This is a genomic window from Paraburkholderia sp. 35.1 (assembly GCF_050436525.1).
Lineage (GTDB): Bacteria > Pseudomonadota > Gammaproteobacteria > Burkholderiales > Burkholderiaceae > Paraburkholderia > Paraburkholderia tuberum.
Map to the genome: position 1 here is coordinate 290,443 of NZ_JBNDMJ010000002.1, position 22,723 is coordinate 313,165.

Here is a 22,723-nt window from a genome sequence, read left to right on the forward strand (position 1 = left end):
AAACCCTTGAAAAAACAAACCGCTAGAAACTTTTGATTATACCACCCGAGGTTTCGGCCTCTCCGCTACAGCCCGAGTTGACGCTTCATGTCGGCCCGCTTCCGGTTGAGCTCCGAAAACTCGGCAAACTCTTCCGGCGTATGCCGCGACTGTCGCGAAAGCTGTTCGAGACGATCGCAATAAGCGTCGTATCGCATCTTCAAAATCGCGGCTTTCAGCTCCTCGCCGACAATTCGTTCCTGCTCGCGCCGTTCCTCGATGACGGCCGCGTCCTGCGGGTCTTTCAGCAGCAAATCCCGGACGTTTTCATCATAGTCTAGAATTTTGCGAAAGATTTCCTCGAAAGTTGGGGCGTTCGCGCCATTTCGCAAGAGATCGGACAACAACTGGAACGCTGCCGAATCGCCTAGGGCTCGCGCGTGCGTCGTCACTTCCGCGAACAGTTCGCCGTGCCGGGTCACGGTGAGCAGCGCCTCTTCGGCCGCTTCGTCGAGCATCGCGACCGTGCGCGGATACATCACCAGATTGCGCAGCGTCTTTTCCTCGATGCCGGTCACGCTGCGCCGGTCCTTGCGGGCCGGCGCCCTGCGCGACGCGGCCGCGATCCGCGCGTCGACTTCGCAAAGCGCCGCGACTTCGCTGAATGGCACATCGAGCCGGTCTGCGAACATATGCATGATCTGCGCGCGCAGCGCATTGGCCGGCAACGCCTGCAGCAGCGGTTTCGCGTCGAACAGCGCGCGGGCCTTGCCTTCGGGCTGATCGAGCTCCTTGCCGGTCAACACCTCGTTGAGCATGAACTGCGACAACGGCATCGCCCGTTCGACCTGCTCGGCGAAAGCCTCGGTGCCGAACTCGCGCACGTAGCTGTCGGGATCATGCTCGCTGGGCAGGAACAGGAAACGGATCGTCCGGTTGTCGGCGGCGTGCGGCAGGCACGCATCGAGCGCGCGACGCGCGGCGCGCCGGCCGGCCGCGTCGCCGTCGAAACTGAAGATGACCGTATCGGTCTGGCGCATCAGTTTCTGCACATGAATCGGCGTGCAAGCGGTGCCGAGGGTCGCGACGGCGTTCTGGAAGCCCAATTGGGCCAGCGCGACCACGTCCATATAACCTTCGACGACCAGCACGTAATGTTGCTCTCGAATCGCAAGGCGCGCCTCGAACAGCCCATACAGCTCGCTGCCCTTGTTAAATAGCGGCGTTTCTGGTGAATTCAAATACTTTGGCTCGCCGCCGTCGAGCACGCGGCCGCCGAAGCCGATCACCTGCCCTTTGACATTGCGGATCGGGAACATGATCCGCTCGCGAAAGCGGTCGTAGCGGCGGTTCTGACCCTGCGCGTCCGACTTTTCGCTGACGATCACGAGACCCGCTTCGACCAGGGCGTCGTCGCGATAGTTCGGGAACGCCGCCTCGAGGTTTTGCCACCCGTCCGGCGCATAGCCGAGACCGAAGCGCGCGGCGACTTCGCCGGTCAGGCCGCGCTTCTTCAAATATTGGATCGCGCCCGGCGCACCGCGCAGTTGCTTACGGTAGTAGTCGCAGGCGGTCTGCATGAGATCGGACAGCGCGGTTGTCACGGCCTTCGATGGCGCCGGCGCGTAGCCGCCGCCAGCTCCGCCACCGCCGCCGCCGCCATATCCGGGAGAAGCCTCGTGCGGTACGGTGAGACCCACCGATTGCGCGAGCTCGTTGACCGCTTCGGGAAACGACGCGCCCACGTGTTCCATCAGGAAACCGATGGCCGTACCATGCGCACCGCAGCCGAAGCAGTGATAAAACTGTTTAGTCGGACTAACCGTAAACGAGGGGCTCTTCTCGTTGTGAAACGGGCACAGCCCCATGAAGTTCGCGCCGCCCTTTTTCAGCTGCACATACCGGCCGACCACGTCGACGATATCGACGCGGTTGAGCAGGTCCTGCAGGAATGACGGTGGGATCACAGTAAATGACGCTGCCTGGAAAGCTTCAAAATCCAAGCCCGGAGCCCGGGCTCGACACCGCGCCCGGGTCCCGCGCCTCGCCTTCAGGAGGCGCGCGACCCGGACAAATCGACAGAGTTACTTAGCGAGCGCGGCCTTGACCTGTGCGGAGACGGCGGTCATGTCGGCGCGGCCGGCCAGCTTCGGCTTCAGCACGCCCATCACCTTGCCCATGTCCTGCGGGCCGGCAGCGCCGGTTTGCGCGACCGCCGCCTGCACCTCGGCAACGATTTCCGCTTCGGACATCTGCTCAGGCATGTACGCGGAAAGAATGGCCAACTCGGCCTTTTCCTTGTCCGCAAGATCCGTACGTCCTGCGGCCTCGAACTGGCTGATCGAATCCTTGCGCTGCTTGATCATCTTGTCGACGACGGAGGTTATGGCGGCATCGTCGAGCGTGACCCGCTCATCGACTTCACGCTGCTTGATCGCGGCGAGCAGCAGGCGGATCGTCCCGAGACGTTCGGTCTCGCGCGCCCGCATGGCAGCTTTCATATCGTCGTTGATCCGGTCCTTGAGACTCATCACTCACCTGAATTGCGTTGAAAAGTTGAAAAACCGGCCGGTCGACGGCGGCGATACCGCCGCATCAGCACAAAAACCCGCTTGGGACGTCTTCCTCAAGCGGGTTGGCGCAATTTTGCGTAGTGGATGCGACCCTGCCGGTTGGCCCGACGGGCCGGGTTTGCCATGATGACACCTGTCGTGCCGCCATCGGCTTGGATGCTGCCGCGCCGCGTACAGCGGGGCAACGCCAGAATCAGTAGAGCTTCCTTGGCAGCATCTGGCCACGCAGACGCTTGAAATGACGCTTCACCGCCGCCGCTTTCTTGCGCTTGCGTTCGGCTGTGGGTTTCTCGTAAAACTCGCGAGCGCGAAGTTCCGTCAGTAAGCCGTTTTTCTCCATGGTGCGCTTGAAACGGCGCATGGCGACTTCGAACGGCTCATTGTCTTTTACGCGGACGGTCGTCATTTTTCAATAACGGAACTTTGTAAAGGTTCAGGAGTATAGCAGAGCTTTCTCACAAAGCCATTGCGCCGTCAAGCCCCCGGGCATATTCGGCCGCCGCCTCGCCCGCCGCGACACCCGACGCCCACGCCCACTGGAAGTTGTAGCCGCCGAGCCAACCGGTCACGTCGACCGCCTCGCCGATGAAGTAGAGGCCCGGCACCCGCGCGCTCATCATCGTGGTCGATGACAAACCGCGCGTATCGACCCCGCCGCGCGTCACTTCGGCCTTGCGATAACCCTCGGTGCCGTTCGGCGTGAGGGTCCAGCGCGACAGCGCCTCACCGATGCCGCGCAGCGCCTTGTCCGGCAGATCGGCGACGCGGGCCTCGGCGGCCATCTGGTGAGTGTCGAGCCACACATGCGCGAGCCGCTGCGGCACCCATTCCGATAGCAGATTGGCGATCTGCCGCTTCGTGCCGCTTTTCGCGTCGATGAGCGCAGTCGCGGCGTCGCGCTCCGGCAGCAGATTGATGTGAATCGGCTCGCCGGGCTGCCAGTAGCTCGAGATCTGCAGCACGCCTGGGCCCGACAGGCCGCGGTGCGTGAGCAGCAGATCTTCGGTGAATTCGGCGCCGGTCTTCGTGTTGCCAGTCGACAGCTGTACTTCAAGCGACACGCCCGATAGCGCCGCGAACGGCTCCCAGTCGGCCGGAGCGAAGGTCAGCGGAACCAGCGCGGGACGCGTGTCGATCAACTTGTGGCCGAACTGCCTGGCGATCCGGTATGCGAAATCGGTCGCGCCGATCTTCGGGATCGACAGACCGCCCGTCGCGATCACGAGCGCACAGGCGGCGATCGTGCCCGCCGTCGTGCCGAGCAGGAACTGTCCTTCGGCGTCCTGGCGCACCTCTTCGACCGACAGCGGCGTGCGCCATGCAACCCCACCGGCGTCGCACTCGTTCTTCAGCACGTCGATGACCGCGTCGCTCGACTGATCGCAGAACAGCTGGCCCTTGTGCTTCTCGTGCCATGTCACGCGATGCTGCTTCAGCAGCGCCATGAAATCGCGCGGCGTATAGCGCGCGAGCGCCGAGCGGCAAAAATGCGGATTCGCCGACAGATAATTGGCCGGCCCCGCATACAGATTCGTGAAGTTGCACCGGCCACCGCCGGAAATGCGGATTTTTTCCGCGAGACGCTGCGAGTGGTCGATCAGCGCCACACGCCGGCCGAGTTGACCGGCCACGGCCGCGCACATCATGCCGGCCGCGCCCGCGCCGATCACCGCGATATCGAAGGATTCCATGGGGCCGCATTGTACCTGCCGGGCCCTCGCATCCATGCCCGTGCTCAGGCGGCCGCCTGCGGCCGCCTGTCCGCGCTGGTATACTTTCGGGCTTACCTTTCACTTCCGGACGCGCGTCGCGCGCGCCCGTCTCAAGCGATTCATCATGCTCGTTCTCGGCATCGAAAGCTCCTGCGACGAAACCGGTCTCGCGCTCTACGACACGGAGCGCGGCCTGCTCGCGCACGCGCTGCATTCGCAGATTGCGATGCATCGGGAGTACGGCGGCGTCGTGCCGGAGCTTGCATCGCGCGACCATATCCGCCGCGCGCTGCCGCTGCTCGAAGAGGTGATGGAGCGCGCCGGCGTCGCGCGCGGCGACATCGACGCGATCGCTTACACGCAAGGGCCCGGGCTCGCGGGCGCGCTGCTGGTCGGCGCGAGCGTCGCGAATTCGCTGGCGATGGCGTGGAACAAGCCGACCGTGGGCATTCACCATCTCGAAGGGCATCTGCTGTCGCCGCTGCTCGTCGACGAGCCGCCGCCGTTCCCGTTCGTCGCGCTGCTGGTCTCGGGCGGCCACACGCAGTTGATGCGCGTGACGGACGTCGGCTTCTACGAGACGCTCGGCGAGACGCTCGACGACGCCGCCGGCGAAGCCTTCGACAAAACCGCCAAGCTGCTGGGCCTCGGCTATCCGGGCGGCCCCGAAGTCTCGCGCATGGCCGAGTTCGGTACACCCGGCGCAGTCGTGCTGCCGCGCCCGATGCTGCATTCCGGCGACCTCGATTTCAGCTTCAGCGGCCTGAAGACCGCCGTGCTCACGCACGCGAACCGGCTGGGCGGCGCGAACATCTGCGAGCAGGCCAAGGCCGACCTCGCGCGCGGTTTCGTCGATGCCGCCGTCGACGTGCTGGCCGCGAAATCTCTAGCGTCGCTCAAGCGCACGAAGCTGAACCGGCTGGTGGTGGCGGGCGGCGTCGGCGCGAACCGGCAATTGCGCGAAGCGCTGTCGGCCGCCGCGCAGAAGCGCAATTTCTACGTCCACTACCCGGACCTGTCGCTGTGCACGGACAACGGGGCGATGATCGCGCTGGCCGGCGCGCTGCGTTTGCAACGCTGGCCCGAACAGGCCGGCCACGACTACGCGTTCACCGTGAAGCCGCGTTGGGATCTGACGTCGCTCGCGCACTGAACCGCCGCCCCAAGAGGACAAAAAGCCGCTTTACAAGCGGCTTTTTTGCTTCAATGCTTTCGCAACGACACGGCGTGGAGCGATCAGGAACGTATCAGGCGAGGCGCTTGTCCCGCTCGATCACCGCATACGCGCTGTGATTGTGAATCGACTCGAAGTTCTCCGCTTCGAGCACATACGCGACGATGCGCTCGTCGGCATTCAGACGCTGGGCAACGTCGCGCACGAGATCTTCGACGAACTTCGGATTTTCATACGCGCGCTCGGTGACGAACTTCTCGTCCGGGCGCTTGAGCAGGCCCCACAGTTCAGACGACGCTTCTTCCTCGGCGATACGGATCAACTCTTCGACAGCGACGTCGCCGTTCAGCTCGGCATCGATCGTCACGTGCGAACGCTGATTGTGCGCGCCGTACTGCGAGATCTTCTTCGAGCACGGGCACAGGCTCGTGACCGGCACCAGCACCTTCAGGAACACCCGCGTCGCGCCATGGCGGGTCTCGCCGGTCAGCGTGACTTCATAATCGAGCAAGCTCTGCACGCCCGACACCGGCGCGGTCTTGTTCACGAAGTACGGGAACGACACTTCGATGCGGCCCGCCTCCGCCTCGAGTTTTTCGAGCATAGCCGCGAGCATCGTGCGGAACGTGGCCGGTTCGAGCGGCGCCTTGTTCTCTTCGAGCAACGCGACGAAGCGCGACATGTGGGTGCCCTTCTGCTCGGCCGGCAGATGCACGTCGAGATTCCACGTGCCGACCGACGGCTGCACTTCGCCACCTTGCGTGCGAATTGTCAACGGATGACGCACGCCCCTCACGCCGACCCGCTGGATCGGAATCTGGCGCATGTCGGGGGTGCTTTGCACGTCGGGCATCACGAAAGCGGGATTCATCTGATTCATTCTTTTGTCCTTTCTGGAAAGCGCCGGGCTGCGCCAAGGTTTCGCTGCATCGGCGACTATCGCGCAGCGAGTGCGAGGCACCCAACGGCCACGCGGATCAGTGCGCGCAACGGCGAACGCCGGCTCGCGCCGGCGTTGGGTGACGGCCCACAACACCCGTCGGTTCAAACTGGAGATTGCCGAAGCCGCCGTCGCATGACGGCGGCATGAGTCGAACCTACGACGGCACGACAGCCGACAGCGCTTTACGCGACGCGCTTCACGGACGACTGACCGCCGACCGCGCCGCTCGCAAGGAAGCGTTCGCGGATCGACCGGGCGATACCCGCGGCGTCGAGACCGCACGCGGCGAGCAGCTTGGCCGGGTCCCCGTGATCGATGAACCGATCGGGGAGGCCCAATTGTAGTACGGGGCGCATAACCCCACTCGCGAGCAGGGCTTCGACGCACGCCGAACCCGCGCCACCCATGATGGAGCCTTCCTCGACGGTGACGATCGCGTCGTGCGTCTCGGCCAGCTTGCGCACGAGTTCGGTGTCGAGCGGCTTCACGAAGCGCATGTTCGCGACGGTGGCGTCGAGTTGCTCAGCAGCCGCGAGCGACGGCGCGACCATCGTGCCGAACGCGAGAATCGCGATGCGCTTGCCGGCCTGCGCCGACGTCTCGCGACGCACTTCGCCCTTGCCGAGCGGCAACGCGGCCATCTGCTTGACCGTTGCGACCCCGGTACCCGCGCCGCGCGGGTAGCGCACAGCGGTCGGATGCGACTGCTGCAACGCGGTGTACAGCATCTGGCGGCACTCGTTTTCGTCAGACGGCGCCATCACGGTCATGTTCGGAATACAACGCATGAACGCGAGGTCGTACGCGCCCGCATGCGTCGCGCCGTCCGCACCAACGAGACCCGCACGATCGATTGCGAACACCACCGGCAGATTTTGCAGCGCGACGTCGTGAATCAGCTGGTCATATGCGCGTTGCAGAAAGGTCGAATAGATCGCGACGACAGGCTTCATGCCGTCCGCGGCAAGGCCGCCCGCGAACGTCACCGCGTGCTGCTCGGCGATGCCGACGTCGAAGTAACGATCCGGGAAGCGCTTTTCGAACTCGACCATGCCCGAGCCTTCACGCATTGCCGGCGTAATGCCGATCACGCGCGAGTCGAGCTCGGCCGCGTCGCACAGCCACTCGCCGAACACCTGCGTGTAGGTCTTTTTCGACGGCGTCGCGGCCGGTTTGATACCCTCGGCCGGATTGAACTTGCCGGGGCCGTGGTACAGCACCGGATCAGCCTCGGCCAGCTTGTAGCCCTGGCCTTTCTTCGTGACCACGTGCAGGAATTGCGGCCCGCGCAGTTCCTTGATGTTTTGCAGCGTCGGAATCAGCGAATCGAGATCGTGACCGTCGATCGGTCCGATGTAGTTGAAGCCGAACTCTTCGAACAGCGTCGCCGGCACGATCATGCCCTTCGCGTGCTCCTCGAGCTTGCGCGCGAGATCGAGCACCGGCGGCGCGACGCGCAGCACGCGCTCGACGCCCGCGCGCGCGGCCGCATAGAAGCGCCCAGACATCAGACGCGCGAGATGGCGATTCAGCGCGCCGACCGGCGGCGAGATCGACATGTCGTTGTCGTTGAGGATCACGAGCAGCGGCACGTCGTCTTCGACGCCCGCGTTGTTCATTGCCTCGAAGGCCATGCCGGCCGTCATCGCGCCGTCGCCGATCACGGCGATGCCCATGCGGTTGTCGCCTTGCAGCTTGCTCGCGATCGCCATGCCGAGCGCGGCCGAAATCGACGTGCTCGAGTGCGCGGTGCCGAAGGTGTCGTATTCCGATTCGTCGCGCTTCGGGAAGCCCGAGATGCCGCCCAACTGACGCAGCGTGTGCATCTGGTCGCGACGACCGGTCAGGATCTTGTGCGGATAGGTCTGATGGCCGACGTCCCAGACGATCCGGTCGTGCGGCGTATCGAAGACGTAGTGCAGCGCGATGGTCAACTCGACCGTGCCGAGGTTGGACGAGAGATGGCCGCCCGTCTGCGATACGCTGTCGAGCACGAAGGCACGCAACTCGTCGGCAAGCGGTTGCAATTGGCGGCGATCGAGGCGGCGCAGGGCTGCCGGGTCGTCGATGGTTTTCAGCAAGTCGTACATCGTCGTTCCATTGTAGGAAAACTTACGCGCCCGCACTTCATACATGCACCCCGGGGATGGAGGGTGCGCGGCGGCGGGCTTTCGCGTTCAGCTGACCCGGTTCACCACCAGGTCGGCCAGTTCGGCAAGACGCTGCGCGCGCGCGCCGAACGGCGCGAGCGCGGCGTGCGCGTCGCTGCGCAGTTGCGCCGCGAGCGCGCGCGACGCGTCGAGCCCAATAATCGACACGTAGGTCGGCTTGCCGTCCTTCGCGTCCTTGCCGGCGGTCTTGCCGAGCGTTGCGGAGTCGGTCGTGACGTCGAGAATGTCGTCGACGACCTGAAACGCGAGACCGACCGCGGCGGCGTAGGCGTCGAGCGACGCCAGACCCTGCGCGTGCGGCGTCTCGCCGGCCAATGCGCCCATGCGCACGGCCGCGCGCAGCAGCGCGCCGGTCTTCATGCGATGCATGGTCTCGAGCTGCGGGCGGCTCAGCGTGTGGCCGACGCTCGCCAGATCGATGGCCTGGCCGCCGCACATGCCGATCGAGCCGCTTGCGAGCGCGAGTTCGCGTACGAGCGAGGCCTGCTGCGGCCGGCCGAGTACGTCGGACGTGAGCACGATGAATGCTTGCGACTGCAGCGCGTCGCCGACCAGCAGCGCGGTCGCTTCGTCATACTTGACGTGGACCGTCGGCTTGCCGCGGCGCAGTTCGTCGTCGTCCATGCAGGGCATATCGTCGTGCACAAGCGAGTACACGTGAATCATTTCCAGCGCCGCCGCCGCCGCATCGAGGCATTCGGCACGCGCGCCGGTCAGCTCGCCGGCCGCGTGGCACAGGAGCGGCCGCACCCGCTTGCCGCCGCCGAGCACCGCATAGCGCATCGCCTCGTGCAGCCTGGCGGGTTCGGTCGTCTCGGCCGGCAGATAGTGTTCCAGAGCCGTTTCGACGCGTTCGAGCACCGAGCGCGTCCATTGTTCGAATGTCATAGGTCGTCCCCGCTCTCAGTCGCGGCTGTTCCTGCGGTATTCATGGGCAGCGGCTTGAGGGTCTCGCCATCGAGGACCCGCACCTGCTGCTCGACCTTTTCGAGCTGCTGTTGACAGAATGCGACAAGTGCCGCCCCGCGACGGTAAGCGGCCAGCGATTCCTCGAGGCTCAGACTGCCGCCTTCCATGCGCGCGACGAGCTCTTCCAGTTCGGTCTGCGCGGCCTCGTAGTTCTCCGGCAGCGGCGCGCTATCGCCGCTTTCGGCTGGTGCGGCGGCGGAATCGTTCGATGCGGTCTTCGCCATGAATAGTCGCAAAATTAAAACAAGTCGGACATTCTACGGCAAAAGCGACATTTTCGATCCGCCCGCCGGCCTGCGCCCCGCCGTGCCGTCTCGCTTCGAGCCTGTCCGATGCACACCCTTGCCCCGCTTCGACCCTGAAGTCTCGCAGAAAAAAAGCTCGAGGTCTGCGGCGAAAATGCCGAACTTTCTTGACATTTTTAACCCAAATCAGGGACTTAAGTGCCCCTGTCACAGGGAAACGGGTATAATTGCGGGCTCCCTAAATCGAATCTTCGATGGTTGGGTTGTTCACTGCTTTCACGTCTTCATCGGGAGTGGGAATGTCCAATCTGAGCAATGCATTGCAGTTGCGGTCTGTTCATAGCCAGCTGCCAGTCACGGCTTACTTTGACGAAGCGCTTCTTACGCGCGAAATCGACACCCTTTTCAAGAAAGGTCCTCGCTACATCGGCCACGATCTCATGGTGCCCGAAGCGGGGGATTATTTTGCCTTGCCCAGCGAACGCGAGGGGCGGGTACTCGTCCGTAACCAGCAGTCGCAAGTCGAGTTGCTGTCGAACGTGTGCCGCCACCGGCAAGCCATCATGCTCAACGGCCGCGGCCAGACGCAGAACATCGTCTGTCCGCTGCATCGCTGGACGTACGACCTGAAGGGCGAGCTGCTCGGCGCGCCACATTTCGCCGACAACCCGTGCCTGAATCTCGGCGCCACGCCACTGCAGAACTGGCAGGGTCTGCTGTTCGAGGCCCAAGGTCGGGACGTCGCGAAAGATCTCGCACGCCTCGGCACCAAGCGCCATTTCGATTTCTCGGGCTTCATGTTCGATCACGTCGAAGTCCATGAGTGCAACTACAACTGGAAGACCTTCATCGAGGTCTATCTGGAGGACTATCACGTCGCACCGTTCCATCCGGGCCTCGGCAGCTTCGTCAATTGCGACGATCTGACGTGGGAGTTCGGCGACTGGTACAGCGTGCAGACGGTCGGCGTGCACAAGGCGCTCGAGCAACCGGGCAGCCCGACGTATCGCAAGTGGCACGACGAAGTGCTGCGCTTTCGCGACGGCAATCCGCCCGAGTTCGGCGCGATCTGGATGGTGTACTACCCGGGCATCATGATCGAGTGGTATCCGCACGTGCTGGTCGTGTCGTGGCTGATTCCGCGCGGTCCGCAGAAGACCACCAACGTGGTGGAGTTCTATTACCCCGAGGAAATCGCGCTGTTCGAGCGCGACTTCGTCGAAGCCGAGCGCGCCGCCTATATGGAGACAGCGCGCGAAGACGACGAGATCGCCGAGCGCATGGACGCCGGCCGCCTCGCGTTGATGGAGCGCGGCGAATCACAGGTCGGACCGTATCAGAGCCCGATGGAAGACGGTATGCAGCACTTCCACGAGTTTCTGCGGCGCGAACTCGGCACGATCTGATCCGCGCCGCGTGGCGCATCGATCGACTCAAGGAAAGACGGGCTTCGACCCGTCTTTTTTTGTTTAGACTACCGATATAGACCGGCCATGCGCCAGCCGCGTGAACGACGCGGCCCGCAGCCGCCATCGCCCGTATCGAGGAGACGCTCATGCCCCACACTCATTACACCACCCTGATCTCCGCGACCAATCTTGCCGAGCGGCTCACGGCCGCGCCGGGCAGCGTGTTCGTGATCGACTGCCGGTTCGACCTCGCCGATACCGACGCGGGCGAGAAAGCCTGGCTGGCCGGCCATCTGCCGGGCGCGCACTATCTGCATCTCGATCGCGATCTGTCCGGGCCGAAGAACGGCTCGAACGGCCGGCATCCGCTGCCCGATCGCGCGCGGCTCGTCGAAACGCTGGAGTCGCGGGGACTGAAGCAAGGTCAACAGGTCGTCGCATATGACGCACAAGGCGGCATGTACGCGGCGCGCGTCTGGTGGCTGTTGCGCTGGCTCGGTCACGACGCGGTCGCGCTGCTCGACGGCGGGCTGCAGGCATGGGAAGCGGCTGGCCAACCGCTGACGCAGGACGTGCCCGCGCAGAACACCGGCGACTTCAAGGCGGCCGCGCCGCTCGCCGTGACCATCGATACCCAGGCGGTCGAGCGCAACCTCGGTTCGAAGGAGCGAATCGTCGTCGATGCGCGCGCGGCCGATCGCTATCGCGGCGAAAACGAGACGCTCGACCGCGTCGGCGGCCATATCCCGGGCGCGCTGAACCGCTTCTTCAAGGACAACCTGACCCCCGACGGCCGCTTCAAGCCGGCGCACACACTGCGTGAGGAATTCCACGCGCTGCTCGGCGACACGCCGCCCGAACACGTGGTGCTGCAATGCGGCTCGGGCGTGACCGCCTGCATCAATTCGCTTGCGATGGAGGTTGCCGGCCTGCATGGTTCAGCGTTGTACGCGGGCTCCTGGAGCGAATGGAGTTCCGACCCGAAACGGCCGGTGGCGACGGGGGCGAAACCTTGAGCGCGAGCCGCCGCAAGTCGTAACCAGACGCGAGGAATTCGAGCAGCGCTTCAAGCCACGCCGTGCTGCTTGAACCACACGAGCGCGCGACGCCAGCCATCCTCGGCATCGGCCTTCTTGTAGCTCGGACGGTAATCGGCGAAAAACGCGTGACCTGCGTCGTCATATACGACGAACTGCGAGCCGCGTCCCGCTTGCGGCCCTTGCGCGATCGCCTGCTTCATCTGCTCGAGCGTGTCCTGCGGAATGCTTCGATCCTGGCGTCCATACAAGCCGAGCACAGGCGCATGCAGGTCGGCGACGAGATCGAGCGGATTGGCCGGCGTCATCGCGTTCTTCGCGCCGGTCACGCGACCATACCAGGCGACGCCTGCCTTCACTCGCGGATTATGCTCGGCATACAGCCACGAGATGCGCCCGCCCCAGCAGAAGCCGTTCACGCCGAGCCTGTTGAGGTCGCCGCCATTCTCGCCGGCCCACGCGGCGGCCGCGTCGAGGTCGGCCAGCACCTGCTCGTCTGGCACCTTGCTGACCAGTTGCTCGTTGAGTTGCTGCATGCTCGTGTAGACAGTCGGATCGCCCTCGCGCTCGTATAGGTTCGGCGCGATCGCCAGATAGCCCTGCTTCGCGAAGCGCCGGCAGACGTCGGCGATATGCTCGTGCACGCCGAAGATTTCATGCACGACGAGGATCACCGGCAGATGCGTCTTGCCCTTCGGCTGCGCGCGATAAGCCGGTATCAGCGTACCGCCCGAATGGAACGCCACTTCCCCTGCTTCGAGACCGTCGCTATCGGTATGGATGGTTTGCGCCGAGACTGGCAGCACCGCCGCCGCGAAGCCGGAGCCCAGCGTCGCCTTGATGAAGGTGCGCCGATCGAAAGGAACGTGCGGGATCAGACAGTCGACTTCAGGCTTCAGCACGGGGCGCTCCTCGAAGTACTGTTAGAGGCAACAGGATACGCCTTGCGCGCATCCCGTTGCACATTCAACTGAGGAGATCGTCCGCGCGCGTCAGTGCAACTTGACGCGCGGCAGCGTCGTACGGTGCAACCAGTGCGCGAAGGTGTCGAGCACCATGCGCGGATAGCCGTGCAGCGCCGCGATATGCAGCCGGTACAGCGACATGTACATGAAGCGCGCGAACAGCCCTTCGATCAGCATATTGCCGCCAATCACCCCGCCCATCAGATTGCCGACCGCGCTGAAATGGCCGAGCGAGACCAGCGAGCCGAAGTCGCGATAAGTGAATTCTGGTTGTGGCCTGTTATCGAGGCGCGCCGCCAGTCCTTTCATCAGAAAGCTCGCCTGCTGATGCGCGGCCTGCGCGCGCGGCGGCACGTTGCGCTCGTTGCCCGGCCACTCGCAGGCCGCGCAGTCGCCGAGCGCGAAGATGTTGTCGTCGATCCCGGTTTGCAGCGTACGGCGCACGACCAGCTGGCCGAGCCGGTTGACCGGCAAGCCGTCGAGCTGACCGAGCACCGCCGGCGCCTTGATGCCCGCCGCCCACACGGTCAGATCGGCCCGCACGGTGTGACCGCTCGCGGTGCGGATGTAGCCCGGCGCGACCTCGGCCACCGTCTCGCCGATCATCAGCTTCACGCCGAGCCTGGTCAGCAATTCGGCGGTGGCCGTGGAAACGCGCTCCTGCAACGCGGGCAGAATGCGCGGCCCCGCCTCGATCAGCACGATGCCGACGTCATGCCGCGGATCGAGCTTGTGCAAGCCATACGCGGACAACACCTGCGCGGTATTGCGCAACTCCGCCGACAACTCGACCCCCGTCGCGCCGCCGCCGACGATCGCCACCTGAATGCGCGGCTCGCTGGACGTCCACGTGCCGGGTCCCGGTCTCGACTCGACGGGTTCGTGCGCCTGATGCTCGGCGCGCATGCACGCCGCGATCAGGCGCTTGCGGAAACGCTCTGCCTCGCCAACCGTATCCAGTGCGATGGAGAATTCGGCCGCTCCCTTGACGCCGAAGAAGGCCGTGGTACTGCCGATCGCGATGATCAGCGTGTCGTACTCGAGCTCGCGTTCGGGCAGCAGTTCAGCGCCGTCGTCGTCCAGCACGGTGCCGAGCGTAATGCGTCGGTTCGTGCGGTCGAGTGCGGTCAGGTCGCCTTGCTGGAATGCGAAGCCATGCCAGCGCGCCTGCGCCGCGTACGGTAGCTCCTGCGTGAACGGGTCCATGCTGCCCGCCGCCACCTCGTGCAGCAGCGGCTTCCAGACATGCGTCGGATAGCGGTCGACCAGCGTGACCTGGGCCTGCGCGCTGCGCCCCTTCTTGTCGGCCCCATAGCGATCGCCAAGACGCGTCGCCAGTTCCAATCCTCCCGCACCTCCGCCAACGACGATAAATCGATGCATTGCACTTCTCCGTGTAGCCGATGAATTATCTGTCGCGACGCTGCGCATGAATGCGCCGTCCTGAACCGATTGTCCTCGACCCGCCTAAGAAGTCACAAGTCGCCAAAACCCATGTGTCACATGCGCACGACGTTATCGTGCGCATGTCACGGGCATGTCAATGCGCTTCCTCCCAGTTCAGGCCCGCACCGACCTCGGCGACGAGCGGCACCTTCAGCGCGGCGACGCCGCACATCAGTTCTGGCAGGCGCTTGCGGACTTCGGACAACTCAGCGTCGGGCACTTCGAGAATCAGTTCGTCATGCACCTGCATGATCATCCGCGTGCCGATCTTCGAGTCTTCGATCCAGTTCTGCACGGCGATCATCGACATCTTGATCAGGTCGGCCGCGGTACCCTGCATCGGCGCGTTGATCGCGGCACGCTCCGCGGCCTGGCGGCGCGGACCGTTGCCGCCGTTGATCTCGGGCAGCCACAGACGACGGCCGAACACCGTTTCGACGTAGCCCTTCGCCTTCGCGCTCAAACGCGTCTCGTCCATATAGCGCGCGACGCCGGGATAGCGCGCGAAGTAGCGGTCGATATAAATCTTCGCCGCATCGCGCGTGATGCCGAGGTTCGATGCGAGTCCGAACGCGCTCATGCCGTAGATGAGCCCAAAGTTGATGACCTTCGCGACGCGCCGCTGATCGCTCGACACTTCGAGCGGCGTCACGCTGAAGATTTCCGACGCGGTGGCGCGGTGAATGTCCTCGCCCTGCGAAAACGCGCGCAACAACGATTGGTCGCCCGAGATGTGGGCCATGATGCGCAATTCGATCTGCGAATAATCGGCGGAGACGAGCTTGTGCCCGAGCGGCGCGATGAACGCCTCGCGGATGCGCCGACCTTCGCCGGTACGCACCGGAATGTTCTGCAGGTTCGGATCGTTCGACGCGAGCCGCCCCGTCACCGCGACGGCCTGCGCGTAGTTCGTATGCACGCGGCCGGTGTGCGGATTGACCATGCGCGGCAGCTTGTCGGTATAGGTCGACTTCAGTTTCGACAGGCCGCGATGTTCGAGCAGAATCTTCGGCAGCGGATAGTCTTCGGCGAGCTTCTGCAACACCTCTTCGTCGGTGGAAGGCGCACCGCTCGGCGTCTTCTTGATGACCGGCAGTTCGAGCTTCTCGAAGAAAATCTGACCAATCTGCTTTGGCGAGCCGAGGTTGAATTCGCCGCCGGCCAGTTCGTACGCCTTGCCTTCGAGTTCGATCAGACGCGTGGCGATCTCACTGCTCTGCTGACGCAGCTTCTCCGCGTCGATCAGCACGCCGGTCCGCTCCATCTTGCGCAGTACGCGCGAAGTCGGCACTTCGATCTCGCGATACACATGGTCGAGCGACTTCTCCGCGGCGATCTGCGGATACAAGGCCTGATGCAAACGCAGCGTGATGTCTGCGTCTTCGGCCGCATATTCGGCGGCTTTGTCGAGCGCGACTTCGTCGAAGCCGATCTGCTGCGCGCCCTTGCCCGCGACCTCTTCGTACTTGATCGTCTTCACGCCGAGATGACGCAGCGCGAGGCTGTCCATGTCGTGCGTGCGATGCGATTCGAGCACGTACGACTCGAGCAGCGTGTCATGCTCGACGCCGCGCATTTCGATGCCGTAATTCGCGAGCACCTGTTCGTCGTACTTCAGATGCTGGCCGACCTTCTTGTGCTCGGCGCTTTCGAGCCACGGCTTGAGCTTCGCGAGCACTTCGTCGCGCGGCAGCTGCACCGGCGCGTCGGGGCCGCGATGCGCGAGCGGCACATACGCGGCGCGGCCCGCTTCGACCGACAGCGACAAGCCGACGATCTGCGCGATCATCGGATCGAGCGACGTGGTCTCGGTATCGAACGAGGTCAGCTCGGCCGCATTGATCCTGTCGAGCCACGCATCGAGCTGCTCCCATGTTTGCACGGTCTCGTAGTGGCGCTCGTGATCGACGGACAACGCGGGGGGCACGTCGGTTTCCGGACCTTCGACCGCATCGGCGATTTCGACTTCGCGCAGCCACGTCTTGAAGCCGTGGCGCGTGAACACCTCGCGCAACTCTTCGCGCGATTCGGGAAGGCTCGGCAAACTCTCCTCGATCGACACGATGTGCCCGGTCAGATCGCAATGACGCTCGACTGTGACGAGCTTGCGCGCCATCGGCAAAAAGTCCAGCGCGCGGCGCAGATTCTCGCCGACCGCGCCCTTGATCTCGCTCGCATGCCCGACGATGCCATCTAGCGACTCATATTGCGTCAGCCATTTGACCGCGGTTTTCGGACCGCACTTCTCGACGCCCGGCACGTTGTCGACGGTATCGCCGATCAGCGACAGATAATCGATGATGCGCTCCGGCGGCACACCGAACTTCGCGACCACGCCGTCGCGGTCGAGCGTTTCGTTGGTCATCGTATTGACGAGCGTCACGCGGTTCGACACGAGCTGCGCGAGGTCCTTGTCGCCGGTCGACACGACCACGTTCATGCCGAGCTTTTCCGCTTCGGTGCACAGCGTGCCGATCACGTCATCCGCTTCGACGCGATCGATCATCAGCAGCGGCCAGCCGAGCGCACGCACCGCGACGTGAATCGGCTCGATCTGACGGGCAAGATCTTCCGGCATCGACGGACGGTTCGCCTTGTATTCCGGATACCAGTCGTCGCGAAACGTTTTGCCCTTGGCGTCGAACACGCACGCGCTATACTCTGCTGTGACTTCCTTGCGCATGCGCCGCAGCATGTTGATCATCCCGTAGAGCGCACCCGTCGGGCCACCCTCGGGACCGCGCAGATCAGGCATCGCATGGTAGGCCCGGTACAGATAACTCGAACCGTCGACCAACAGCAGGGTCTTACCTTCAAGGCTTCGTTCTTCAGGCATTATGACTAAGAGAAAAGTGATTCCGAGTCTGCGATCGCTCGCAGATCAAGAGCGCGCAACGGCCAAGAAAGCCCGCGCATCGTGGCAGATGTTCACGATTATGGCAGAGTTTATCGAGGCGACCGAGTACCTGTCGGAGATTCGCCCGGCGGTCAGCATCTACGGTTCGGCGCGCCTGAAACCGAACTCGCCGTACTACAAACTCGCCACGCAGATCGCGCGCAAATTGTCGGATGCTGGCTTCGCGGTGATCTCCGGCGGCGGCCCCGGCATCATGGAAGCGGCCAACAAGGGCGCGCATGCGGGCAAGGCGCCTTCGGTCGGTCTGAACATCGAGTTGCCGCACGAGCAGTCGGGCAACCAGTGGCAGGACATCTCGCTGCGCTTCCGCCATTTCTTCACGCGCAAGGTCACGTTCGTGAAGAACTCGGACGCGGTGATCGTGATGCCCGGCGGCTTCGGCACGCTCGACGAACTGGCCGAAGTGCTCACGCTGATCCAGACCAAGAAGTCGCGCCATGTGCCGATCATTCTGGTCGGCGCCGAGTTCTGGGAAGGTCTGCTCGCGTGGTTCAAGAGCGCTCTGATTCCGATGGGTTTGATCAATCCGACCGACATCGATCTGATGCAGGTGATCGACAATCCGGACCAGGTGCTCGAAGCGGTGCTCAAGTTCTACGAAGACCGCGAGGAAGGTGAAGTTCATCCGGTCAAGTCGGAAGAAGACCGGATGTTCTACCTGTGATGGCAAGAGGCTGCGCGCCTCGCATTGCGCGTAGCACGATGCCTATCGTCGCGCACATGGCGGGCAGCCTTCGGGCTGCCCGCTTTCGTTTAGCAGGCCAGTTTGCGCGCGCTGACTGTCAACCGGATTGGCGAACAAATCGTTTGCACGCTTGCCGTCCGGCGCTAACGTGCTCAGCTGGTACTCGAAGCTCGCAATCTGAACGAACTCACCTCACCCGAAGCCGCGCTCGCGCCCATGCCGACGTTGCGTGAGATCTTCAGCGGCTTTCTCGACCTCGGTCTCATTTCATTCGGCGGCGCGTTGCCGCTCGCGAGCCATCTTCAAAGCGGCACATCCAGCGTAAGCGGGCTGTTTATCAGTGCCTCGGCCTGAGTTACTGAAACGCGACTTCCGCGAAACTGCGCAGCTTGCGGCTATGCAATCGATGCAGCCCATTCATCCGCAGCAGTTCCATCGCCTTCACGCCGATCTGCAGATGCTGATCGACCTGCGCGCGATAGAACTGATCGGCCATGCCCGGCAGCTTCAGCTCGCCGTGCAGCGGCTTGTCCGACACGCACAGCAACGTGCCGTAAGGCACGCGGAAGCGAAAGCCGTTCGCGGCGATCGTCGCGCTTTCCATATCGAGCGCGATTGCACGGCTTTGCGACAGCCGCTGCACCGGCTCGCGATGATCGCGCAGCTCCCAGTTGCGATTGTCGACGCTCGCCACCGTGCCCGTGCGCATCACGCGCTTCAGCTCGACGCCGTCGAGCTGCGTGACCTGCGCGACCGCGCGCTCGAGCGCGACCTGCACTTCGGCGAGCGCCGGAATCGGCACCCACAGCGGCAGATCGGCATCGAGCACATGATCTTCGCGCACATAGCCGTGCGCGAGCACGTAGTCGCCGAGACGCTGCGTGTTGCGCAGTCCCGCGCAGTGGCCGAGCATGATCCACGCATGCGGACGCAGCACCGCGATGTGATCGGTGATGGTCTTCGCATTCGACGGCCCGACCCCAATGTTGATCATCGTGATGCCGCTGCCGTCCGCGCGTTTCAGGTGATAGGCCGGCATCTGCGGCAGACGTGGCGGCAGCGTGCCCTCCTGCGCCTGCTCGCCGAGATTCTCGTTGTAGGTGATGACGTCGCCGGGCTCGACGAACGACGTGTATTCGCTGCGATAGGCGCGCAATTCCTCGTCGTCGGTACGGGCCATCATGCCCCGGCCGAGCTTGACGAATTCGTCGATATAGAACTGGTAGTTGGTGTACAGCACGTAGTTCTGCACATGCGTCGGCGAGGTCGCCGTGTAGTGCTTCAGCCGATGCAGTGAAAAATCGACGCGCGCCGCCGTGAACAACGCGAGCGGATGCGGCTCGCCCGGCAGCGGCTCGTACGTGCCGTTGACGATGCGGTCGTCGAGCAGCGCGAGGTCCGGTATATCGAAGATGTCGCGCATCAGGAACAGGCGCTCGCGGTCCAGATCGCCTTCGAGGTGGATGCCCTCGGCGAACGCGAAATGAATCGGAATCGGCTGGTCCGACACACCGACCTCGATCTGCACGTGATGATTCTTCGCCAGCAGCCGCAGTTGCTCGCGATAGTAGTTGCCGAACAGGTCTGGCCGCGTGACGGTCGTCTCGAACACGCCCGGCCCCGCGACGAAACCGTACGAGCGACGTGAATCGACGTGCGTGTTGACCTCGGTACGCACGCGCACGAACGGATAGCAGGCGCGCACGCGATGGTCGAACTGCTCGTTGCGGCGATAGCGCGCGAACGCATCGCGCAGGAACGACGTGTTCGCCTCGTAGATCGCGGCGAGGCGGGTGACGGCCTCGGCCGCGTCGTCGAAGCCTTCGGTTGGGAAGCTGTTGGCGGGAGTCTGCACCGTGCGCTGATTGATATCGTTGTTGATCATCATCGTTCACCCTTTTTGATGAGACGACATTACCACGGAACCCGCTGTTGCCAAATGTCGGCGGCGACGCTTGCAACAGCGCCCGCGAGAACGCGCGCAGGTTGCGCGAAAGCGGCGCAAAATAAGGCTTGGCGCCCGTGCGTCAGGCCGGATTTGCTAGAATCTGGCACCCAATCGGAGAATCACCATGAAGCTGCTCCTTCCCATCGCTGTTGCGCTGGCTCTGGCCTTCGGCAACGCCGCGATGGCTGCCCAGCCCGTCGACGAACCGCCGGCCGCCGGCGTGCCCCAGTCCGGCAATGAACGGGCCGGTCTGCCGGACCTGGACAAGATCAATCGTCCGGCCGCAGAGGTCAGCTCGAAGGTCGACATCAACGTTCCGCGCACGCCGAGCTTTCACGAAGTCAGCCCGAACGGCACCGAAATCACCGAATTCCGCGACAAGGGCAAGCCGGTCGAAATCGACGTGCATTCGAATTTCGGCACCCGCTACCAGATGAGCGCGTCGCCCGACACGTCGCCCACCGTCCACGACAGCGGCAAGCCCAGTACGCGCTTGCCATCGGTGAATCTCCACTATTGATCGTTACGAAAGCGGCACGCCGGCAACGGCGGCCGCGGCGCGACCGCGCCCCCGCTCAACCCGATCGCGGCCGCTGCGCGATGAACCCGCGCTGAATGCGGCGACGCTTGCACTTCGCCGTTCCGCATTCGTCGCCCGCTCCGCCTCATTCGTTTGTCTCACCTCGCACTGGCCGCACCGCGCCAGCCCGAACAACCTGATCCGACGTTTCCGCATGGCCGTCTTCACCGCTGTCAACGAATCCCAACTCGCAGAATGGATGAGTCACTACGATCTCGGCGATGTCGTCGAGTTTCGCGGCATTTCGTCCGGCATTGAAAACAGCAACTTCTTTCTGACGACGACGCGCGGCGAATACGTGCTGACGATTTTCGAAAAGCTGACAGCTGAACAACTGCCGTTCTATCTGAACCTGATGCGGCATCTTGCCGCGCATCGCGTGCCGGTACCGGATCCGATGCCGCGTCTCGACGGCGCGCTATTCGGCATGCTGCTCGGCAAACCCGCGACCATCGTGACAAAGCTCGAAGGCGCACCCGAACTCTCGCCGGGCGTCGAGCATTGCGTCGAGGTCGGCCAGATGCTCGCGCGCCTGCACCTCGCGGGCCGCGACTATCCGCGCTATCAGCCGAACCTGCGCAGCCTGCCGTGGTGGCGCGAAACCGTGCCGACGATCCTGCCGTATCTGGAAGGCGAGCAGCGCGATCTGCTGGCCTCCGAGCTTGCGCATCAGGAAGCGTTCTTCGCCTCCGCCGATTACGCGGCAATGCCCGCAGGCCCGTGCCACGCCGACCTGTTCCGCGACAACGCGATGTTCGCTCACGCGGCGCCCGACACCGGCCACGAAGTGCGGCTCGGTGGTTTCTTCGATTTCTATTTCGCCGGCTGCGACAAGTGGCTGTTCGACGTCGCGGTGACGGTCAACGACTGGTGCGTCGACCTCGCGACCGGCAAGCTCGACGCCGAGCGCACCGAGGCGCTGTTGCGCGCGTATCAGACGGTGCGGCCGTTCACCGTCGAGGAAAACCATCACTGGGGCGACATGCTGCGTGCGGGCGCATACCGTTTCTGGGTCTCGCGCCTGTATGATTTTCATTTGCCGCGCGCGGCCGAACTGCTGAAGCCGCACGACCCCGGTCATTTCGAACGCATTCTGCGCGAGCGCCTGCACGGCGTCGCGAATCCAGGCATCCATACCTCATGCAACTGATCGAAGTCCCCGCGAAAACCGGCTATGTGTGGTTCCGCCAGGGTATCTGGCTGTTCCGCAAGAATCCGCTCGCCTTTCTGACGCTGTTCTTCACCTATTTGCTGGTGATGACGCTCGTGTCGCAGATTCCGGTGGTCGGCGGCGTGTTGCCGCTATTGTTCATTCCCGGTGTCGCGGTCGGCTTCATGGCCGCATGCCGCAACACGATCGCGGGCAAACCGGTGTTTCCGACCATCCTTGTCGACGGCTTTCATTCGTATGGCCCGGTGGTCGCGCGGCGGCTGCTCGTGCTCGGCGTGCTGTATGTCATCGCCATGGCGCTCGTGCTGGCCGGCTCGGCGCTCGCCGACGGCGGCATGCTGCTGAAGGTGATGCTCGGCAACGCGTCGATGGACGAGAACACGATCGCCAACAGCAATATCCCGCTCGCGGTGATCACCGCGCTCGCGTTCTACATACCGGTCGCGATGCTGTTCTGGTTCTCGCCCATCCTCGCCGCCTGGCACGACGTGCCGCCCGTCAAGGCCATGTTCTTCAGCGTCGTCAGTTGCTGGCGCAATCGCGGCGCTTTCGTCGTATTCGCGGCGCTGTGGTTCGCAGTCGCAACGGTCGTGTCGATCGGGCTGTCCCTGCTGATGCAGGCGCTCGGCGCGGCCGACTTCGCGTTCGCGATCCTGATGCCCGCGACGATGATCGTCACGACCATGCTGTACTGCTCGTTCTACGCGACCTATCGCGGCTGTTTCGGCGTGCAGACGCCGCAAACGCCGGATCTGCCGACCACGCCGGCGGCCTGATCCGTCGTTCCCGCGCGGGAGCC

Annotated in this window: 20 protein-coding genes; 8 read left to right on the forward strand and 12 right to left on the reverse strand. The window is 63.9% G+C overall.

Annotated elements, in window-relative coordinates; translation table 11 throughout:
* Positions 1 to 65: 65 nt before the first annotated feature.
* The 4 genes from dnaG to OKW27_RS07190 form a co-directional block, all read right to left on the reverse strand.
* A complete protein-coding gene (dnaG, locus tag OKW27_RS07175; RefSeq protein WP_429333044.1) occupies positions 66 to 1,946 on the reverse strand; it encodes a DNA primase in 1,881 nt (626 codons plus the stop codon).
* A gap of 117 nt (positions 1,947 to 2,063) precedes the next feature.
* The gene (locus tag OKW27_RS07180; RefSeq protein ID WP_090808418.1) at positions 2,064 to 2,510 is read right to left on the reverse strand and encodes a GatB/YqeY domain-containing protein; all 447 of its coding nucleotides are present in this window, start codon (positions 2,508 to 2,510) and stop codon (positions 2,064 to 2,066) included.
* Positions 2,511 to 2,745: 235 nt separating this feature from the next.
* The gene (rpsU, locus tag OKW27_RS07185; protein ID WP_090808416.1) at positions 2,746 to 2,958 is read right to left on the reverse strand and encodes a 30S ribosomal protein S21; all 213 of its coding nucleotides are present in this window, start codon (positions 2,956 to 2,958) and stop codon (positions 2,746 to 2,748) included.
* A gap of 49 nt (positions 2,959 to 3,007) precedes the next feature.
* Entirely contained in the window at positions 3,008 to 4,243 is a 1,236-nt protein-coding gene (locus OKW27_RS07190; protein WP_090808414.1) for an NAD(P)/FAD-dependent oxidoreductase, read from the reverse strand.
* 145 nt (positions 4,244 to 4,388) lie between these two features.
* Between OKW27_RS07190 and tsaD the strand changes: the two genes are divergently transcribed.
* The gene (tsaD, locus tag OKW27_RS07195) at positions 4,389 to 5,417 is read left to right on the forward strand and encodes a tRNA (adenosine(37)-N6)-threonylcarbamoyltransferase complex transferase subunit TsaD (RefSeq protein WP_429333045.1); all 1,029 of its coding nucleotides are present in this window, start codon (positions 4,389 to 4,391) and stop codon (positions 5,415 to 5,417) included.
* Between the two features lie 94 nt (positions 5,418 to 5,511).
* On the opposite strand, the gene folE2 is transcribed toward tsaD, so the two are convergent.
* The 4 genes from folE2 to OKW27_RS07215 form a co-directional block, all read right to left on the reverse strand.
* Complete coding sequence (gene folE2 / locus OKW27_RS07200) at positions 5,512 to 6,318, reverse strand: GTP cyclohydrolase FolE2 (RefSeq protein WP_429333046.1); 807 nt, start codon at positions 6,316 to 6,318, stop codon at positions 5,512 to 5,514.
* Positions 6,319 to 6,563: 245 nt separating this feature from the next.
* Entirely contained in the window at positions 6,564 to 8,471 is a 1,908-nt protein-coding gene (gene dxs, locus OKW27_RS07205) for a 1-deoxy-D-xylulose-5-phosphate synthase (protein WP_429333047.1), read from the reverse strand.
* Between the two features lie 87 nt (positions 8,472 to 8,558).
* Positions 8,559 to 9,440: a polyprenyl synthetase family protein gene (locus OKW27_RS07210; RefSeq protein ID WP_429333048.1), complete on the reverse strand. Its 882-nt coding sequence runs from the start codon at positions 9,438 to 9,440 to the stop codon at positions 8,559 to 8,561.
* Positions 9,437 to 9,745, reverse strand: coding sequence for an exodeoxyribonuclease VII small subunit (locus OKW27_RS07215; protein WP_090808406.1), 309 nt, complete (start codon positions 9,743 to 9,745; stop codon positions 9,437 to 9,439). The genes OKW27_RS07210 and OKW27_RS07215 overlap by 4 nt, the downstream gene beginning before the upstream one ends.
* 320 nt (positions 9,746 to 10,065) lie before the next feature.
* Between OKW27_RS07215 and OKW27_RS07220 the strand changes: the two genes are divergently transcribed.
* Positions 10,066 to 11,172: an aromatic ring-hydroxylating oxygenase subunit alpha gene (locus OKW27_RS07220; protein ID WP_013092999.1), complete on the forward strand. Its 1,107-nt coding sequence runs from the start codon at positions 10,066 to 10,068 to the stop codon at positions 11,170 to 11,172.
* A 149-nt stretch (positions 11,173 to 11,321) separates the two neighbouring features.
* Positions 11,322 to 12,191: a sulfurtransferase gene (locus OKW27_RS07225; RefSeq protein ID WP_090808405.1), complete on the forward strand. Its 870-nt coding sequence runs from the start codon at positions 11,322 to 11,324 to the stop codon at positions 12,189 to 12,191.
* 50 nt (positions 12,192 to 12,241) lie between these two features.
* On the opposite strand, the gene OKW27_RS07230 is transcribed toward OKW27_RS07225, so the two are convergent.
* The 3 genes from OKW27_RS07230 to polA form a co-directional block, all read right to left on the reverse strand.
* Positions 12,242 to 13,114 carry a dienelactone hydrolase family protein gene (locus OKW27_RS07230; RefSeq protein ID WP_429333049.1) on the reverse strand — a complete coding sequence of 291 codons (873 nt, stop codon included), beginning with the start codon at positions 13,112 to 13,114 and terminating at the stop codon, positions 12,242 to 12,244.
* 90 nt (positions 13,115 to 13,204) lie between these two features.
* Positions 13,205 to 14,560 (reverse strand): NAD(P)/FAD-dependent oxidoreductase, encoded by a 1,356-nt coding sequence (locus tag OKW27_RS07235; protein ID WP_429333050.1) that lies wholly within the window; start codon positions 14,558 to 14,560, stop codon positions 13,205 to 13,207.
* 157 nt (positions 14,561 to 14,717) lie between these two features.
* On the reverse strand, positions 14,718 to 17,459 hold the full coding sequence (polA, locus tag OKW27_RS07240) for a DNA polymerase I (RefSeq protein WP_429333051.1): 2,742 nt from the start codon (positions 17,457 to 17,459) through the stop codon (positions 14,718 to 14,720).
* 1 nt (position 17,460) lies between these two features.
* On the opposite strand from polA, the gene OKW27_RS07245 reads away from it, so the two are divergent.
* Together OKW27_RS07245 and OKW27_RS07250 are read left to right on the forward strand one after the other, a co-directional pair.
* Complete coding sequence (locus tag OKW27_RS07245; protein WP_035471771.1) at positions 17,461 to 18,204, forward strand: TIGR00730 family Rossman fold protein; 744 nt, start codon at positions 17,461 to 17,463, stop codon at positions 18,202 to 18,204.
* A 237-nt stretch (positions 18,205 to 18,441) separates the two neighbouring features.
* A complete protein-coding gene (locus OKW27_RS07250; protein ID WP_429333052.1) occupies positions 18,442 to 18,579 on the forward strand; it encodes a hypothetical protein in 138 nt (45 codons plus the stop codon).
* Between the two features lies 1 nt (position 18,580).
* On the opposite strand, the gene OKW27_RS07255 is transcribed toward OKW27_RS07250, so the two are convergent.
* Entirely contained in the window at positions 18,581 to 20,107 is a 1,527-nt protein-coding gene (locus OKW27_RS07255; protein ID WP_409259241.1) for an AMP nucleosidase, read from the reverse strand.
* A gap of 190 nt (positions 20,108 to 20,297) precedes the next feature.
* Between OKW27_RS07255 and OKW27_RS07260 the strand changes: the two genes are divergently transcribed.
* The 3 genes from OKW27_RS07260 (at position 20,298) to OKW27_RS07270 (ending at position 22,700) form a co-directional block, all read left to right on the forward strand.
* Positions 20,298 to 20,693 (forward strand): hypothetical protein, encoded by a 396-nt coding sequence (locus tag OKW27_RS07260; RefSeq protein ID WP_090808396.1) that lies wholly within the window; start codon positions 20,298 to 20,300, stop codon positions 20,691 to 20,693.
* 214 nt (positions 20,694 to 20,907) lie between these two features.
* A complete protein-coding gene (locus tag OKW27_RS07265; RefSeq protein ID WP_090808392.1) occupies positions 20,908 to 21,903 on the forward strand; it encodes a homoserine kinase in 996 nt (331 codons plus the stop codon).
* Positions 21,894 to 22,700: a BPSS1780 family membrane protein gene (locus tag OKW27_RS07270; RefSeq protein ID WP_184054853.1), complete on the forward strand. Its 807-nt coding sequence runs from the start codon at positions 21,894 to 21,896 to the stop codon at positions 22,698 to 22,700. The genes OKW27_RS07265 and OKW27_RS07270 overlap by 10 nt, the downstream gene beginning before the upstream one ends.
* Positions 22,701 to 22,723: the final 23 nt, after the last annotated feature.

Bases quoted from the DNA above. Each gene is read 5' to 3' on its own strand.
- OKW27_RS07180 (WP_090808418.1), bottom strand. From the start codon at position 2,510: ATGAGTCTCAAGGACCGGATCAACGACGATATGAAAGCTGCCATGCGG.
- rpsU (WP_090808416.1), bottom strand. From the start codon at position 2,958: ATGACGACCGTCCGCGTAAAAGACAATGAGCCGTTCGAAGTCGCCATG.
- OKW27_RS07190 (WP_090808414.1), bottom strand. From the start codon at position 4,243: ATGGAATCCTTCGATATCGCGGTGATCGGCGCGGGCGCGGCCGGCATG.
- tsaD (WP_429333045.1), top strand. From the start codon at position 4,389: ATGCTCGTTCTCGGCATCGAAAGCTCCTGCGACGAAACCGGTCTCGCG.
- folE2 (WP_429333046.1), bottom strand. From the start codon at position 6,318: ATGAATCAGATGAATCCCGCTTTCGTGATGCCCGACGTGCAAAGCACC.
- dxs (WP_429333047.1), bottom strand. From the start codon at position 8,471: ATGTACGACTTGCTGAAAACCATCGACGACCCGGCAGCCCTGCGCCGC.
- OKW27_RS07210 (WP_429333048.1), bottom strand. From the start codon at position 9,440: ATGACATTCGAACAATGGACGCGCTCGGTGCTCGAACGCGTCGAAACG.
- OKW27_RS07215 (WP_090808406.1), bottom strand. From the start codon at position 9,745: ATGGCGAAGACCGCATCGAACGATTCCGCCGCCGCACCAGCCGAAAGC.
- OKW27_RS07220 (WP_013092999.1), top strand. From the start codon at position 10,066: ATGTCCAATCTGAGCAATGCATTGCAGTTGCGGTCTGTTCATAGCCAG.
- OKW27_RS07225 (WP_090808405.1), top strand. From the start codon at position 11,322: ATGCCCCACACTCATTACACCACCCTGATCTCCGCGACCAATCTTGCC.
- OKW27_RS07235 (WP_429333050.1), bottom strand. From the start codon at position 14,560: ATGCATCGATTTATCGTCGTTGGCGGAGGTGCGGGAGGATTGGAACTG.
- polA (WP_429333051.1), bottom strand. From the start codon at position 17,459: ATGCCTGAAGAACGAAGCCTTGAAGGTAAGACCCTGCTGTTGGTCGAC.
- OKW27_RS07245 (WP_035471771.1), top strand. From the start codon at position 17,461: ATGACTAAGAGAAAAGTGATTCCGAGTCTGCGATCGCTCGCAGATCAA.
- OKW27_RS07250 (WP_429333052.1), top strand. From the start codon at position 18,442: ATGCCGACGTTGCGTGAGATCTTCAGCGGCTTTCTCGACCTCGGTCTC.
- OKW27_RS07260 (WP_090808396.1), top strand. From the start codon at position 20,298: ATGAAGCTGCTCCTTCCCATCGCTGTTGCGCTGGCTCTGGCCTTCGGC.
- OKW27_RS07265 (WP_090808392.1), top strand. From the start codon at position 20,908: ATGGCCGTCTTCACCGCTGTCAACGAATCCCAACTCGCAGAATGGATG.
- OKW27_RS07270 (WP_184054853.1), top strand. From the start codon at position 21,894: ATGCAACTGATCGAAGTCCCCGCGAAAACCGGCTATGTGTGGTTCCGC.